This window comes from Alteromonas genovensis (assembly GCF_010500895.1).
Lineage (GTDB): Bacteria > Pseudomonadota > Gammaproteobacteria > Enterobacterales > Alteromonadaceae > Alteromonas > Alteromonas genovensis.
In genome coordinates, this window is sequence record NZ_JAAAWO010000008.1 from 26,081 (window position 1) to 40,537 (window position 14,457).

A 14,457-nucleotide genomic window follows, 5' to 3' on the forward strand; every position below is an offset into this window, starting at 1 on the left:
CCTTTTTTATTAAATTCCGCCTAAACGCTCAGCGAGCTTTTTATAACGTTCCACATCGCCACTATCGAAAAGCGGATTACCATCGGTATCCTTTTCTTTCGCAACTAACAGGCTCTCACGCTCTAGACGTTCTACGCGTACATCTTGAACACCTAAAAAAGCGGCAACTTCATTCACTGTCATTAAACTCATTGTTTCAATTCCGTATATTGTTTTTGTAATAGAAATAGCAATTGTGGCTTTTATTGTAAAAGCTCATTTTCCCTGCCTGTGTTCGCAGTACAACAGCGACAGGTTTCTTATCAGCACTCAGACCTTTGTTAGCTCAGCTACACAATGAGACGAGTAGAATAACTCACGCCCACTTTAGACAGCGCTGCTTACTTGTCATATTGAGCCATTATGTTCATACATCAACGCTAGACATTATAGCTAGACAGCTAGCGAGACATTATAGTTAGACAGCTAGCGTGGCTATCCGTTTCTCAAAATAAGAATGCGCAAAATAAGAGGCTCAAGATGTCTCAAAATGAATGCTGTTGGTCGAGAATAATGAATAATATAGACGAAATTTATGAAGAAAGCGTCAAGAAAGCAGCAAAAAAGCTGTCCAAAGCAGTTTAGAAGTGGAGGGCAGGGCTAAATGCAGAAAATGAAGGTCAACACGACCTTATTTAACTATATGAATGCGTTAAGTGTTTTTTACCTAGTGGAGTTAGTTTACCATTACGCTTTTATAGCAGCGCAAGTGATTGTTCAACGCCATCAGCGTGTTTTGACACACCTACTACCGGAGATAAACAACAATGGATACTTGGTCCGCCGCGATTATGCTTTTTTTGATCATGGATCCGCTGGGCAATCTACCCGTGTTTATGTCGGTTCTCAAATCGATAGAGCCTAAACGTCGCCAGTTTATTTTAATAAGAGAACTGTTGTTTGCACTATTCATCTTGTTTCTGTTTTTGTTTAGCGGTCAGTCGGTACTTAATTTTCTCAATGTTGAACAAGAAACCGTCAGTATTGCCGGTGGTATAATTCTGTTTCTCATCGCTTTAAAAATGATTTTTCCATCATCGGGAAATCCAAGTGGTCTTGCAGTGGGTGAAGAACCCTTTCTTGTGCCCCTTGCTATTCCTATGATTGCAGGGCCATCTACGCTGGCCGCCTTGATTTTATTGGCAAATCAATCTCCCGATCGAATGACTGATTGGTCTATTGCGCTTGCGGCGTCATGGTCAATTAGCGCTGTGATCCTTATGTTTTCCAATGTATTTCATAAAATACTCGGTGAACGCGGTTTAGTTGCTATGGAGCGATTAATGGGTATGATCCTCGTTATGATTGCCATTCAGATGCTACTTGATGGCGTTACCAAATACTTTATCCACGCCGCTGGAGCACTTTAATGGCAAAGCAAAAACTAAATACATTCGCTCGAGTAAGAGCGTTAGAAGGTCACAAGGCCATTGCGTTTGCGGCAGCACTGCTTGAACGGATGCTGCCAAACTACGCTTTATTTTGCGAAGTTACAGAATCTGGCGATGCACCAGCGCTTAGAAACTGCCTTAATTTGGTATGGGAAACCCTAAAATCGCCAAAGAGTAAATTCAATATGGCGGTTCAGCTTGAAAAAGTGGAAGTGGCTACGCCGGATACAGAATCTCATGACAACTATGGCGTTTACCCTGCTATCGATGCGGCTATTGGTCTTGCGTCTTTGCTCAACCTCGTCGCTGGCGACGACCCTCAGGGGGCAGTAGTCATTAGTAAGCTTTCTCAAGGCAGTGTTGAGGCGTACTTGCTTGCCACGGGCGAGGCCGATGACGACTCGGTGAAAGACCACCCATTAATGGCGTTTGAAGTGGAAGTGCAAAATGAGTTGCTTGATTATATTGAGCAAGCCAAGTCTATAACGAAAGCGGCCGACGATATGCGAGCCCTTGCGCTTGAAGCTGGTATGTCAAATATTGGCCTTGATTTAAGTTAGGCGTCTTCTAATACGGGCAGGCTTGTCTCGCCTACTTCAACAAGCATGTACACCAACGAGCCAGTTCGCTTTTCTTTTACCACATGCCAGTGGCTAGGAAGTGGCAATGATTCAAGCTCGGTTTCGTGCTCGATGTAAATCATGCTGCCTTCACAAACTAGGTTTGTGTTCACTATTTCACTGACGACGGGCGCTACCAAATTTTGATAAAATGGCGGGTCGATAAACACGATGTCGTACTGTGTGCCGGTTAGCTGTTTGAGCACTTTTAGGGCATCACCTTGATGTACCTTAGCAGTGTTCGAATCATTAACGTTAAGCGTCTGTAGGTTTTTACTTAACTGCTCGCTAGCCTGCCTGTCTAACTCAATAAAGTCACACCGACTCGCATAGCGAGACAAGGCTTCTAAGCCTAAACCCCCAGAACCCGCAAAAACATCTAAACACTGGGCATCATCAACGTAGGCCATAAGCCAATTAAACAAGGTTTCTTTGTTTCTATCAGTAGTGGGTCTTAACCCTTCAGCATCAAGCACCGGAAGTCGTTTTCCACGCCATTGACCGCTAATAATGCGGATAAGCCCTCGCTTTTTTTTGTCTAATTTTGCTGGCTGGCGTTTTTTTGTAGAAGATATGCCCCTTGAGGGGTGAGAAACTCGCTTCATAGTGACTGACAGTGGTATCATGCTTTTATATATTAGACGGCAAGTGTAGCCGAATTTGTTCAGAATTTATAAGGATTTGTCCTAACAATGTCGAAACTCTTTGGCTGGTTCAGCAAGAACAAAAAAGCAGAGAAACAAAAAGAGCAGCAAGCAAAAGAGCAGGCTGCACAGGAAGCGGCGAACCCTGTTGCCGACAAAAAAGAGGTAGAGCGCTCGGAGGTAGAGAGCTCGGAGGTAGAGAGCACCGAAGTCGATGCGGCGAAGGTTGAAACCGCCGAGACAGAAAAAGTCGAGGCTGTTGGTGAAAACCCGCTTGACGATAAGTCGTCAGAAAAACCTGCTGAGACAATAGCTACCCAGACAACGGCAAATGTAGAGCAGCAAGAGGCGGCCTCTCAAATTACGCCTACTGCCACTGACGGGAACGAAGCGATTCACAATACGGTTGTTGACGCTGTAGAAAGTGAAGAAAAGCAGCCTTTAGATTTTTCATCTGATAAAGCAGGCGCGTCTGTTTCAAAGTCTGTTGATGAAGCAGCAACGCCGTTAGATGATGCCTCAGCGGCCAGTGTTGAAGCAGAAGTGCTTGCAGAAGAAAAAGCTTTGCAAAAAGCTGACGCTTCAATTGTTGATACTTCATCTTCTGAGGCACAAACCTCTGATTCTCTTACCTCTGAAGCCTTGGCCGATACTGCAGCAGAAATTAACGCTGACGCTTCATCTACTACCAGTACTGAAGCCACTGCTGAAGCGAATACTTCAGTTAGCGCAGAAGAAGAGGCGATTGACGGCGAGCACGGCGAAGCTGAATTAGAGCCTCAAGTAAAAGGGACGCCGCAAGCCAAAGAAAAGAAATCCTTATTTGCCCGTTTAAAAGAAAGCCTATCGCGCACCAAAGAAAACCTTGGTAGCGGCATTGTTAGCTTATTTAAAGGCAAAGCCATTGATGATGAGCTTTACGAAGACTTAGAAACACAGCTGCTCGTTGCCGATGTGGGTATGGATACGACGCAGAAAATCATCAACCACCTTACCGACAGTGCTTCTCGTAAAGATCTTAAAGACGCTGAAGCTTTGCTAGATATTTTAAAGCAGCAAATGTCAGGCATGTTGGCGAATGTGAATGTACCGCTAAGCGACGCGTTACAAAAGCACAATGCTGATGAGGGTCCGTTTGTTATTCTTATGGTTGGCGTTAACGGCGTCGGTAAAACCACCACTATCGGAAAGCTGGCCAAGCAGTTTCAGCAGCAGGGCAAAAAAGTCATGTTAGCCGCGGGGGATACGTTCCGTGCCGCTGCAGTAGAGCAGCTTCAAGTATGGGGCGAGCGCAACAACATTCCAGTTATTGCTCAGCACACCGGTGCAGACAGTGCTTCAGTGCTTTACGATGCATTGGAAGCGGCCAAATCTCGCGGGTCGGACATACTGATTGCCGATACGGCAGGACGCTTACAAAACAAAGACAACCTGATGGAAGAGCTCAAAAAAGTGGTTAGGGTAATGAAAAAGCTTAACCCTAATGCACCCCATGAGGTTATGTTAACGCTAGACGCCGGAACAGGGCAAAACGCGATTAGCCAAGCCAAGCTATTTAACGAAGCGGTGGGCTTAACCGGAATAACGTTAACTAAGTTAGATGGCACTGCAAAAGGCGGCGTTATCTTTTCAGTTGCAGATCAGTTCGGTATTCCTATACGGTACATTGGTGTGGGCGAGAGTATTGACGACCTACGCCAGTTTGATGGCGAAGAGTTTATTGACGCCCTGTTTAGCGAGTTAGATACACCAGCAAGCTAGTTGATTCAGGTTGTAGGGTTTTAAAATGATAAAGTTTGAGCAGGTAAGCAAAACCTATCCCGGTGGTCAGCGGGCATTAAGCAAGGTGAACTTTCACATTGCGCCAGGCGAGATGGCCTTTTTAACTGGGCATTCAGGTGCAGGTAAAAGTACCTTGCTCAAACTCATTAGTATTATGGAACGTCCTACTGTGGGCCGAGTTTTAATTAACGGCCACGACCTGAATAAAATAACCCGACGAGACATCGCGTTTATACGCCGCGATATCGGTATGATATTTCAAAGCCACCAGCTGTTAATGGACAAAACCGTTGCTGATAACGTTGCTTTGCCTCTCGTTATAGAAGGTTATACGCACAAAGAAATTCGCAAGCGGGTGGATGCTGCGTTGGAGATGGTTGGACTACGGGATAAAAGCCGCAGTTTGCCTATTACCCTTTCTGGCGGAGAGCAGCAGCGTGTAGGTATCGCCAGAGCCGTGGTTAACAAACCACCGCTACTGCTGGCCGATGAGCCTACCGGTAATTTAGACCCTAAACTGTCCATGGAAATTATTCGCTTGTTTGAAGATTTTAACCAGGCGGGTGTTTCAGTGCTCATCGCTACCCATGATTTAGGGCTCATAGCACGCATGCGTTATCGTACGCTAACGTTGAAAAACGGGCAAATGATTACTGACGGGCTGACCGATAGCGACTTCTCCGGCAGTCACAGCGAGGGTGACCGACGATGAGTATTCTTTTTAAAGGGCGAGCAAAAGGCGCGTCTTCGTCAAAAGTGTCAGTGCTGCAAGCTTTCGTCATGTTCTTCGTGAGTCATGTTAGACAAGCATTATCGAGTTTAGGTGAGCTTTGGCGTCAGCCACTCGCGTCGTTAATGACCATTGGTGTGCTCGGGCTGAGTATTACCTTACCAAGTACTCTGTACATCATGGTTAAAAATACCGAGAAAATTACAGCGGGGTGGGAGCAAGCATCGGAAATATCGTTATTCCTCACACCCAATATAAGTGCTAACCGTTCTCAGCAGTTAGTGACACGGCTGAATACCTGGCAAGAAATTGAAAGTGTGGTTTATATTCCCGCTGATGATGCGCTCAAGGAGTTTCAGCATTTATCAGGGTTGGGTGATGCTATTGCGTACTTAGAGAAAAACCCCTTACCTGATGTGGTACTCGTTACCCCTACCGATAAAAACGCGTCGCCAAGTGCCGCTCGTGCGTTGCTCGATAAGCTAAGGCAGCAACGAGAGGTCGATATTGGCAAGTTGGACATTGAATGGCTAGAGCGACTTTACGCCGTTATTGCTATAGCGAGTGACTTGGTGATGCTGATTGGCGTGCTGCTCTTCATTGCGGTTGTACTGATTATTGGCAACACCATTCGCCTGAATATTCTCAATAAATACGATGAAATAGTGGTGATGAAGCTGGTGGGGGCAACAGACGCCTTTATTCATCGTCCCTTTTTGTATACGGGTTTTTGGTATGGGCTTTTAGGCGGGCTGATGGCGTGGTTTGCCGTTATTATTATCTTATGGTGGATGGACAGCAGTATTACCACCTTTGCCGCAATGTACCAAAAAGAGTTTAATATTACTGGGCTTACCGGCAGTGCGTTACTCACTATGCTAGGGCTTTCTGTATTACTTGGTTTACTGGGTTCGCTCATTTCGGTTCAGCGTCACGTCCGTCAAATAGAGCCCCAATAGGGTGTTAGCAGTGCGCCAACACAGCCCAATAAAAGCTCAATAGAGGCTAGATAAACACAAACCTGACGTTATCTAGCCTTCGGCTTTTGCTGTCGGGAAGTGAGCTGAAATAGCGCTTCTAATTCCGTTGCCCCACACAATAGCTTGGTTGTACAGTACGTGAAGCTGTTTCTGGTCGATGTCGAGCAGCTTCGCCTGTTTTATTACTGTCATCCAGATTGCACTCTCGAAGCCGCGCACAAGGGCTGAATAGTTGTTCAGCTCCCTATTTTTCCCCAATAAAGCGTCATTAACATCATCAGACAGCGGAAGCTGTTTAACGATATCGGTCATCGATTGATCGAGCAGCCCTTCAAGCAGTGAAAATAACCCAACCAAAAATGCGATAGGAGGATTGTTTTTAAAGCCTCGTCGCTCAGCCAATAAGTCAAAGAACTTAGCTCTTACCAATGACATGTGAATGATTTCAAGGGGTTTGTCGTCGGCAATATTCGTCAGGCTTAGCAGTGCAATAAACTTCTTAATCTCTACCTCGCCCATATAATTTAGTGCGTGTTTAAGGGAGGTGATTTTATAGCGTTTATTGATGGCAGGGTTGTTGATAAATTTAAGAAGCAAAAAGCTTAACGTAGCATCACGCTCAATAATTTGTGTGGTGCGGGCAATGTCAAAATTCACTTTGCCACTTTCAGCCATCAAATCAACTATATTCATTTTAGAAGCGGGCAGCTGTTTAAGAATTCGCGCTTCTGGCTGAGAGAAAAAATAACCTTGGAAGAAATCAAACCCGAGGTCGATACACGATGCGAAACTGTCTTGGGTATCTACCTGCTCGGCAACAAGCTTTTTGTTCTCCTCACGATAGCGAGGGATGTGTTTTTCAACGTTTTCAAAACGGGCTTTAGATACATCTACTTTTACAATATCGATAAGTGGAAAAATATCATGTTCAGACCCAATCATCATTGGATCGTCGATGGCAAGCTTAAATCCCATTTGCTTGATATGCTGACACGCTTCAAATAAACCGTTGCTCGTATCAGCTGGGTTAGCAAGCTCAACCACCACAGACTCGGGGTTTAAGTTTGTGGGAAAACGCGACACAAGGGTATCGGTTGAAAACGTAATAAACGATGTTTTTTCACCGCTAATGTCATCGAGCCCGAGAGGGTGAAAATTATCAGCGATAAATTTAGACTTTTCTTCTTGATGGTCTGGGTAAGCGCCGCCTTTTCCATCCCTGAAAAGTAGCTCGTAGGCAAATACACTTTTTTCTTTATCTAGAATTGGCTGACGAGCTATAAACGCGAACATATGTGATCCCTGATAAGGCGCTAAATGATATTTTGCTACTAGGCGTATTGCCTCAGCTTATGTGTAACCGCTTTTTATTATTTTTTAGTCTATTAGAAAGATATTATCGTCCTAAAGCCCAAATTCTTAACTCAATATAGTTGTTCTTAGCGCTCAAATAACCCGCAGGTAGAGAATGAGAACGAGCGATAAGGTTATGATAATGAGCCTTTTCACACAATACTAATAGCGATAATTTAATGACGGCTAATGTAATGTAGAGCCATGAACTTTCATCATAATTTTCTTTTAGTCTATTGCTCTTTTAACAAACTAGGCTTTTGACCGTGCTAGTCTTTATCAAGCGCGGCATTGTGAATATGCTTCGCCCATTTTATGGCTTCGTTGTAATAGCTATGAAGTAGGGCCTGATTAACTTTGTGTTTGGCGGCAAATTGCTTAATGCCTGCCCATCGCGCGGTCTCAAAATGCTGAGACAAGTTAAGGCACTCCCTGAGTAAATTGGGTTTGCCGCAAAGCGCATCTTTTACATCGTCGTCAATCGGTACTTTTTTAACTAAGTCCTCAATACGCTGTTCCATCATGGCGTCGAGCAGTGAGAGCAAACCAGCTAAAAAACCAGTATGGGAATTCTTGTTTTTGCTCACGGCTAGGTAGGCTAGTTCGCAAAATTTTGCCCTAACTAAAGCCATCTGCATGAGTTCGGTAGGCTGACCTTTGCTTAGGTTTGCTAAGGCAAGCAACGAGAGAAACTTCTTAACTTCTACTTCGCCCATGAAATTTAATGCGTGCTTGAGCGAATTGATTGTGTGGCGTTTATTAACCATTGGGTTGTTGATAAACCGCAGCAGTAAATACGTTAACGATGGGTCTCTTTCCATGATGGTTTTAACTTTTTCAAGGTCAAGAGACGCCTCACTACTTAGTGCCAGTAGCTCTAACATTGTAAGGTTGTTTGGGCCTAATTTGCGATGCCTTACAATTTCAGGCCTTGCAAGGAAATAGCCTTGAAAGTAGTCGAACCCCATTTCCTTAAACTTATGGAACTCTTCGTAGGTTTCAATCTTTTCTGCCACTAACTTCATTTTGTTCGCTTTAAAGCGTTCCACTAGCGCAGGAATTTTGTCGTGAGCTATCTCTGTAATATCAATCTTAACCACGCTAGTAAAGGGCATAAAAGCTTCCCACTTACCATGCATGTCGTAATCATCAAGGGCAATGGGGTAGCCTAGCCCGCGAATGTGTTTGCACGCGGCTACAAGGGCATCATCTACATTGACCGTTTCTACAATCTCTATAACCACTTTGTTGGCGTCTAGTGAGGTAGGAAAACGAAACATGAGCGTATCGCGATGAAAGTTAATGAAGGCTTTTTTGTCCCCAGTAATTTCTTCAATACCAAGACTAAGGTGTGTAGACGTGAGTATTTTAGACGTTGCTTCGTCGGGAGGAATGTCTGGAAAGCAATTATCTTCACCTACGCGAAAGAGCAGTTCGTAAGCGTAAACTTCCCTATTTACATTAAATATTGGCTGTCTGGCGACGTATGCAAACATAATTATCCTTGAGCAATCTTTCTAGGCAATGAGGTTATTGTTGTTTTTAATGCCTGTTACTGCATATAAATGCGCGAGATGACAGTACAGTTCACTCAATATCACACTATATAACAACAAGATTACATGCTGGGTTAAACGTGTACAACGTTTTACTCTACTATCTGTTATTTTTGCTCTTATCTTTGTTCTTAGGTGGGCTCTTATTTTAAGCTTGTTGTTTGCTTTCATTATCGACGTCTATTGTTAACTTTTGCGTTTACTATATCGCTAAGCCGCAATTAAGTGAGACCAAAAGTGAACGATCTATACGGAATTGCGGTATACTTAGGTAATGTTAAAGACCTAATATTGAAACGCGGTAATAGTGTTGAAATTGGCGTATACATATTGAAAATGTCGGTAAAGATATTTTATCATTGGTATTTGATGATATGTTGTTAGGGATTTGAACTTTTTTTTGATTTACAGGTCTTGATACTGTAACAGTTGTCCCCATACCAACATATCGTTTGGGCTTCTTTTCTTTTATTTAGGTCTCTCGCAGTTCACATTACATAAGTAGTGAAGAACGGTGATTAATGAGGTGAACAATGAGCAACAACTTGCAATCAATGGCGTTATCAGTGCCACACAGCGGTAGCATCGAAGGCTACATGCAGGCTGTAGGTCGCATTGATATGCTTACTGCCGACCAAGAGCGTCAGTTAGCTGTACGCCTTCGCGAAGACGAAGATTTAGAGGCAGCGCGTCAATTAGTGATGTCGCACCTTCGCTTTGTTGTGCATATTGCAAAATCTTATTCAGGTTATGGATTACCGCAAGCTGATCTTATTCAAGAAGGCAATATTGGTCTAATGAAAGCGGTTAAGCGATTCGACCCTACGGTGGGTGTACGCTTAGTTTCTTTTGCCGTTCATTGGATAAAAGCCGAAATACATGAGTTTGTATTAAAAAATTGGCGCATCGTTAAAGTGGCGACAACAAAAGCTCAGCGTAAACTTTTCTTCAACCTGCGCAAAGCGAAAAAGCGCCTAGGTTGGTTTACCCACGCAGAAGTGCAAACCGTAGCGAACGAACTTGGTGTGAGTACCAAGGAAGTGCTGCAAATGGAAGCACGCATGAGCAGCCAAGATCAGGCATTTGATTTGTCGGCCGACGAAGACGAAACCGGCAACTTTGCGCCTGTCCAATTTTTGGAAGACAAAACTGCTGATGTAGAAACTGACGTTATTAATAACGATTGGGATACCGCAGCAAGCAAACGTTTATATTCAGCGATTAAAACGCTGGACGAGCGCAGCCAAGATATTATCGAAACACGCTGGTTGGCTGATAACAAAATTACGTTGCAAGATTTAGCGAATAAGTACGAAGTCTCTGCAGAACGCGTTCGTCAGATTGAAAAGAACGCGATGAAAAAACTGCAAGCAGCAATGGTTGCAGCCTAACGAATTTAGGGGTGGCTAGTTGAGCTGACCTAGATCAAAGACAACAATAAAAGCGCCTTACTTCATCAGTAGGCGCTTTTTTTATGTCTTTATGTCTTATCTTTATTCTTTATCGGATACCTCAGGCGGAAGCACCCAAAATACGCCTTCAAATTCTGCTACTGCGGTATCGTTATCAAGAATAGCCACGCTGAGCTCGAAACGGGCTTTTTTATTTTTTTGCAGCGGTGCAAATTTGCCAGACAGTGTTTCGATATTGCAGATAGCTCTTGGCTTCATTGTAATTGGCTTGTGGTAATGAATATCCCCATCGCCCAATACAATATCACCACTTAAACCACGCTCTTTAAGCTGAAGGTATATGAGTCCCCAGCCAGTGAGTGTGGCTAATGAAAAAATACTTCCCGCAAACATGGTGCCGTGAATATTAATGTTTTTGTTTAATGAGGCTCTGGTTTCCAGCGTTCGTCCCGTGTACTGATACAATTTAATACCCATGTGTTCAGTGATAGGGATAGTTTCCGACCAGGTTTCCTGAAGTGCTTTACACCATTTAGGGTGAAGCACCAGCGTATTATTTTCTGTGAATTTTTTCACCATCTGCTGGCGCTTTAGCATGCCCAGTTCGTTGGGTGCTTCTCGTTCAACAACAAAACCGCAGGAGGCAAAAAAATCAATGGAGATTTCACGGCTATTTGTTACAGCACGCACTGCGCCGAGGTCTTTGGCTACATTCTCAAGCGCAACCATCACCATTTTACCTAAGCCTTTACGCATATGGTCGTTGTGAACGGCAATATGCCTTATTTGCGCTTCTTCTGCGGTATTTAAATGCACTCGGCCGCAGGCAACAATTTCGTTTTTTCTATTGGTAATAATACGATGTTCTGCAACTTGTTCGTATTCGTCTTTCTCTGAGCCAGGGGGGAAATTCCACGGTTGACGCAAATGCTCCCAACGAAAATGAAAATAGGCTTCAAATTCTGCATCACTTTTCGGTGTTACAACCTTGTACACAATAAACTGGCCTTTTTTAAAGTCGACTTGGTATTTAAACGTAACCGCGCTATGGGTACAAGTTTAATTATGTAAGCAAATAAAGGCTGCCCTAGCCGTTATGGCTTATACATGAAATTGAAAGGTTACCGGACCATCATTAATGAGGCCCACCTTCATGTCGGCACCAAATTCCCCCGTTTGAACACGCATTCCTTTTTGTTTAAGTGCGCCAACAAAGCGTGAGTAAATATCCTCGCCATGGGCAGGTGATGCGCCACGAGAGAAACCAGGTCGATTGCCTTTTTGTGTATCTGCTACCAAAGTAAACTGAGACACAACCAGTATTTCACCCTCCACCTGTTCAATATTCAGGTTCATTTTCCCATCGCTATCGCTGAACATGCGGTAGCGGCAGAGTTTATTTGCGAGTTTTTCAATTTCAGCGTCGCCATCGTCTTTTTCTACGCCCAGAAGTACAAGCATTCCATGGCCGATTTCACCAATAATATTGTTGTCTACGGTAACGTTTGCCTCAGATACGCGTTGAATTAGTCCTATCACTGGGTCTGCTCCTTGAGAAATCGTGACATGTCTCTTGTTGCCCTGCAAAGCGCATAGCCAATACTAGGCTCTGAGGTGCTGTGACCTGCATCCGGTACTATTTGTAGTTGGCTTTGCCGCCACGCTTTATGTAAGGTCTCAGCAGCTTCCGTTTTACATATCATGTCGTAGCGACCGTGGATAATCGTGCCCGGGATATGCGCTATTTTATCAATATTGTCGATGATGTAGTTTTCAGGAATGAAGCATTTGTTGGACAAAAAGTGACACTCTAATGTTGCTAAGCACGTAACGAGGTGCATGGGATAGTGGCAATGGGCTTCACCGACTCCCGGCGGCAAGCTTAACCTAGATAAACGCTCTTCCCACTGATACCAGCGTCGCAACGCAGCATGTTTGAGTACATCGTTGTTTGACTTCAATACTGCGCTGTAATATTCGCATACTGCATTTGCGTTCAATGGCGCGGGGATGTCTTTTGTGAACTTGCGATAATGCTCGGGGAAAAGTTGGGCTGCGCATCCGTGTGGAGATAAAAACCATTCCCTGTCTTGTTGGCGAGCAAGAAAGACACCTCGTAAAATTAAGCCAGATACATGGGCGGTATACTTTAGTGCGTATAGAAGCGCAAGTGTTGACCCCCATGAGCCGCCAAACAATAAAAATTCTGGAATAGCAAGGTGACTGCGTAGGGTGTCAATATCGTCTACGTTTAGCCACGTATCGTTATTGTTGGTATCTGCTAAGGGAGTGGATCGCCCGCAACCGCGCTGTTCGTAGCCAATAATGCGGTACTTGTTGCTGTCAAAGAAGCTTTTATAATTAGGGGGGAGTCCAGCGCCAGGTCCACCATGAATAAAGAGGACGGGTATTCCATCTGGATTACCGCTCTGCTCAAAATACAGGGAGTGCCCGTTTCCTACATCAATAAATCCGTCGTCATAGCGGGTTACATCCGGATAAAGTCGTTTCATTATATTTCTACGCGTTGTGCGAGTGCCTGTTTTAGTTTAGTTTATTATTATGCATGCTGTCGCGTGCCGACACACTGTGCAGTGTTTAACAAGATGCGCAGTGCTTAACACGTTTTAACCGCCTAAATGATAAGGGGGTTAGTACCGCGCAAGTGTTACACTAGCTAATCATATTATAGTCATAAATGCGAGGATGTTTATATGGCAGGTCAAGGATCGGGTGGTAATGTCATTGCCGCTATCTGTAATTTTTTTATTCCCGGGTTGGGACATTTGGTCCAAGGCCGAATTTTAGCAGCGTTGTTTTTCTTTATTACCGTGGGTGTGTCTTATGCGCTAGCGGCAACTGTCGTGCTTGCTATCATATTTTGGCCCTTAGGCGCATTACTGCATTTAATCAGTATTATCAGCGCAGCACGCTATAGAGGTGGAGTAACCGTATGAGATTACTAGCAACCGTGTTTGTCGCGGCACTGACTCTTACAGGCTGTCAGTCTGCGTACTATGCAGCTTGGGAGAAAGTGGGTGTAGAAAAGCGAGACATTCTTGTTGATCGTGTCGACAATGCAAAAGAATCTCAAGAAGACGCGCAGGAGCAATTTAGCTCTGCACTAGAAGCGTTTAGTGCTGCGGTAGCATTTGATGGTGGTGAATTAGAAGACGTTTACGACAATCTAAATGGCCAGTATCAAGACAGTGTCGCCGCTGCAGAAGAAGTAACGGCGCGCATTGATAAGGTAGAAAGCGTAGCAGAAGCCCTGTTTGATGAGTGGCAAGAAGAGCTAGAAAAATATCAAAGTGGTTCTTTAAAGCGAGATAGTGCTGCCAAGCTTCGTGAAACTCAGCGTCGTTATTCGTCGTTGATGAGTGCTATGCGCAAAGCCGAGAGTAAAATGCCGCCCGTGCTAGATGCGCTTCAAGATAATGTGCTTTATTTAAAGCACAATCTAAACGCCAGCGCTATTGGTGCCCTTCAAGGCGAGCTCTCGACTATTGAAGACAATGTCGCTCAACTGCTTAGCCAGATGAACTCTGCCATAGCAGAATCAGATGCATTTATAGCGTCTATGAAAAACTAGGGGACAAGTCCCGAACTACAGGTTTACAAGGCCAATGACAAAGAGCGTTAGCTAAATCGGGACTGTAACTTATCAAATATAGTTTGAATTAATATTTGTAGTAGGCTGTCTATTTTTTAGCCAATTAGTTCGGTGGTTTTAGGACATACCCTAGTCACCGGATTATTATACTCATCAGCTCGGCACTACCTGCGATATCAAATGCCCATCCCCTGCATTATTTTTAAGTGGGCTCTATGCGCGTCTCGACTAATCTATTTTTACCTGGAGCTCCTGTGAAGTATGGCTTATGAGCGTCAATAGATGTGGTTTATTGCTTGGTCCGGCAATTGCTACAAGCGTAAAATATTATCCTTTT

15 protein-coding genes are annotated in these 14,457 nt (G+C 44.2%); 8 read left to right on the forward strand and 7 right to left on the reverse strand.

What is annotated here, in order from left to right:
• Nucleotides 1-9: 9 nt before the first annotated feature.
• Nucleotides 10-192, reverse strand: coding sequence for a hypothetical protein (locus tag GTQ48_RS11505; protein ID WP_032094963.1), 183 nt, complete (start codon nt 190-192; stop codon nt 10-12).
• Nucleotides 193-806: 614 nt separating this feature from the next.
• Between GTQ48_RS11505 and GTQ48_RS11510 the strand changes: the two genes are divergently transcribed.
• Together GTQ48_RS11510 and GTQ48_RS11515 are read left to right on the forward strand one after the other, a co-directional pair.
• Nucleotides 807-1,409 carry a YhgN family NAAT transporter gene (locus GTQ48_RS11510; RefSeq protein WP_032094962.1) on the forward strand — a complete coding sequence of 201 codons (603 nt, stop codon included), beginning with the start codon at nt 807-809 and terminating at the stop codon, nt 1,407-1,409.
• Nucleotides 1,409-1,990: a YjaG family protein gene (locus GTQ48_RS11515; RefSeq protein ID WP_163106845.1), complete on the forward strand. Its 582-nt coding sequence runs from the start codon at nt 1,409-1,411 to the stop codon at nt 1,988-1,990. The genes GTQ48_RS11510 and GTQ48_RS11515 overlap by 1 nt, the downstream gene beginning before the upstream one ends.
• Here GTQ48_RS11515 and rsmD read toward each other — a convergent pair.
• Nucleotides 1,987-2,676 (reverse strand): 16S rRNA (guanine(966)-N(2))-methyltransferase RsmD, encoded by a 690-nt coding sequence (gene rsmD / locus GTQ48_RS11520; RefSeq protein ID WP_163106846.1) that lies wholly within the window; start codon nt 2,674-2,676, stop codon nt 1,987-1,989. The two genes, GTQ48_RS11515 and rsmD, sit on opposite strands and share 4 nt — an antisense overlap.
• Nucleotides 2,677-2,742: 66 nt before the next feature.
• On the opposite strand from rsmD, the gene ftsY reads away from it, so the two are divergent.
• Genes ftsY through ftsX form a run of 3 tightly spaced genes read left to right on the forward strand, consistent with a single transcriptional unit; the run spans nt 2,743 to nt 6,165 of the window.
• A complete protein-coding gene (ftsY, locus tag GTQ48_RS11525; protein WP_163106847.1) occupies nt 2,743-4,455 on the forward strand; it encodes a signal recognition particle-docking protein FtsY in 1,713 nt (570 codons plus the stop codon).
• Nucleotides 4,456-4,480: 25 nt separating this feature from the next.
• On the forward strand, nt 4,481-5,188 hold the full coding sequence (gene ftsE / locus GTQ48_RS11530) for a cell division ATP-binding protein FtsE (RefSeq protein WP_032094959.1): 708 nt from the start codon (nt 4,481-4,483) through the stop codon (nt 5,186-5,188).
• Nucleotides 5,185-6,165, forward strand: coding sequence for a permease-like cell division protein FtsX (gene ftsX / locus GTQ48_RS11535; RefSeq protein WP_163106848.1), 981 nt, complete (start codon nt 5,185-5,187; stop codon nt 6,163-6,165). The genes ftsE and ftsX overlap by 4 nt, the downstream gene beginning before the upstream one ends.
• Before the next feature lie 72 nt (nt 6,166-6,237).
• Here the strand turns inward: ftsX and GTQ48_RS11540 are convergent, their stop codons facing one another.
• Together GTQ48_RS11540 and GTQ48_RS11545 are read right to left on the reverse strand one after the other, a co-directional pair.
• Nucleotides 6,238-7,479, reverse strand: coding sequence for an EAL and HDOD domain-containing protein (locus tag GTQ48_RS11540; RefSeq protein WP_163106849.1), 1,242 nt, complete (start codon nt 7,477-7,479; stop codon nt 6,238-6,240).
• A gap of 329 nt (nt 7,480-7,808) precedes the next feature.
• Nucleotides 7,809-9,035, reverse strand: a complete 1,227-nt coding sequence (locus GTQ48_RS11545; RefSeq protein WP_163106850.1) for an EAL and HDOD domain-containing protein — start codon at nt 9,033-9,035, stop codon at nt 7,809-7,811.
• A gap of 593 nt (nt 9,036-9,628) precedes the next feature.
• On the opposite strand from GTQ48_RS11545, the gene rpoH reads away from it, so the two are divergent.
• On the forward strand, nt 9,629-10,486 hold the full coding sequence (gene rpoH, locus GTQ48_RS11550; RefSeq protein WP_163106851.1) for an RNA polymerase sigma factor RpoH: 858 nt from the start codon (nt 9,629-9,631) through the stop codon (nt 10,484-10,486).
• 102 nt (nt 10,487-10,588) lie between these two features.
• Here the strand turns inward: rpoH and GTQ48_RS11555 are convergent, their stop codons facing one another.
• The 3 genes from GTQ48_RS11555 to pip all read right to left on the reverse strand — a co-directional run bounded on the left by GTQ48_RS11555 (nt 10,589) and on the right by pip (nt 13,020).
• Nucleotides 10,589-11,503: a bifunctional GNAT family N-acetyltransferase/hotdog fold thioesterase gene (locus GTQ48_RS11555; RefSeq protein ID WP_163106852.1), complete on the reverse strand. Its 915-nt coding sequence runs from the start codon at nt 11,501-11,503 to the stop codon at nt 10,589-10,591.
• Nucleotides 11,504-11,608: 105 nt separating this feature from the next.
• Complete coding sequence (gene dtd / locus GTQ48_RS11560; RefSeq protein WP_163106853.1) at nt 11,609-12,046, reverse strand: D-aminoacyl-tRNA deacylase; 438 nt, start codon at nt 12,044-12,046, stop codon at nt 11,609-11,611.
• On the reverse strand, nt 12,043-13,020 hold the full coding sequence (gene pip / locus GTQ48_RS11565; protein ID WP_163106854.1) for a prolyl aminopeptidase: 978 nt from the start codon (nt 13,018-13,020) through the stop codon (nt 12,043-12,045). Before pip ends, dtd begins: the two co-directional genes overlap by 4 nt.
• A gap of 201 nt (nt 13,021-13,221) precedes the next feature.
• Here pip and GTQ48_RS11570 point away from each other — a divergent pair, with 201 nt between their 5' ends.
• On the forward strand, nt 13,222-13,464 hold the full coding sequence (locus GTQ48_RS11570) for a hypothetical protein (protein ID WP_032094951.1): 243 nt from the start codon (nt 13,222-13,224) through the stop codon (nt 13,462-13,464).
• On the forward strand, nt 13,461-14,099 hold the full coding sequence (locus tag GTQ48_RS11575) for a DUF2959 domain-containing protein (RefSeq protein ID WP_032094950.1): 639 nt from the start codon (nt 13,461-13,463) through the stop codon (nt 14,097-14,099). Before GTQ48_RS11570 ends, GTQ48_RS11575 begins: the two co-directional genes overlap by 4 nt.
• Nucleotides 14,100-14,457: the final 358 nt, after the last annotated feature.

What these genes read in the sequence shown, in the direction of transcription:
- GTQ48_RS11510 (WP_032094962.1), top strand. Translation starts at nt 807, where the DNA reads ATGGATACTTGGTCCGCCGCGATTATGCTTTTTTTGATCATGGATCCG.
- GTQ48_RS11515 (WP_163106845.1), top strand. Translation starts at nt 1,409, where the DNA reads ATGGCAAAGCAAAAACTAAATACATTCGCTCGAGTAAGAGCGTTAGAA.
- ftsX (WP_163106848.1), top strand. Translation starts at nt 5,185, where the DNA reads ATGAGTATTCTTTTTAAAGGGCGAGCAAAAGGCGCGTCTTCGTCAAAA.
- GTQ48_RS11505 (WP_032094963.1), bottom strand. Translation starts at nt 192, where the DNA reads ATGAGTTTAATGACAGTGAATGAAGTTGCCGCTTTTTTAGGTGTTCAA.
- GTQ48_RS11575 (WP_032094950.1), top strand. Translation starts at nt 13,461, where the DNA reads ATGAGATTACTAGCAACCGTGTTTGTCGCGGCACTGACTCTTACAGGC.
- GTQ48_RS11540 (WP_163106849.1), bottom strand. Translation starts at nt 7,479, where the DNA reads ATGTTCGCGTTTATAGCTCGTCAGCCAATTCTAGATAAAGAAAAAAGT.
- rpoH (WP_163106851.1), top strand. Translation starts at nt 9,629, where the DNA reads ATGAGCAACAACTTGCAATCAATGGCGTTATCAGTGCCACACAGCGGT.
- GTQ48_RS11545 (WP_163106850.1), bottom strand. Translation starts at nt 9,035, where the DNA reads ATGTTTGCATACGTCGCCAGACAGCCAATATTTAATGTAAATAGGGAA.
- ftsE (WP_032094959.1), top strand. Translation starts at nt 4,481, where the DNA reads ATGATAAAGTTTGAGCAGGTAAGCAAAACCTATCCCGGTGGTCAGCGG.
- pip (WP_163106854.1), bottom strand. Translation starts at nt 13,020, where the DNA reads ATGAAACGACTTTATCCGGATGTAACCCGCTATGACGACGGATTTATT.
- GTQ48_RS11570 (WP_032094951.1), top strand. Translation starts at nt 13,222, where the DNA reads ATGGCAGGTCAAGGATCGGGTGGTAATGTCATTGCCGCTATCTGTAAT.
- rsmD (WP_163106846.1), bottom strand. Translation starts at nt 2,676, where the DNA reads ATGATACCACTGTCAGTCACTATGAAGCGAGTTTCTCACCCCTCAAGG.
- ftsY (WP_163106847.1), top strand. Translation starts at nt 2,743, where the DNA reads ATGTCGAAACTCTTTGGCTGGTTCAGCAAGAACAAAAAAGCAGAGAAA.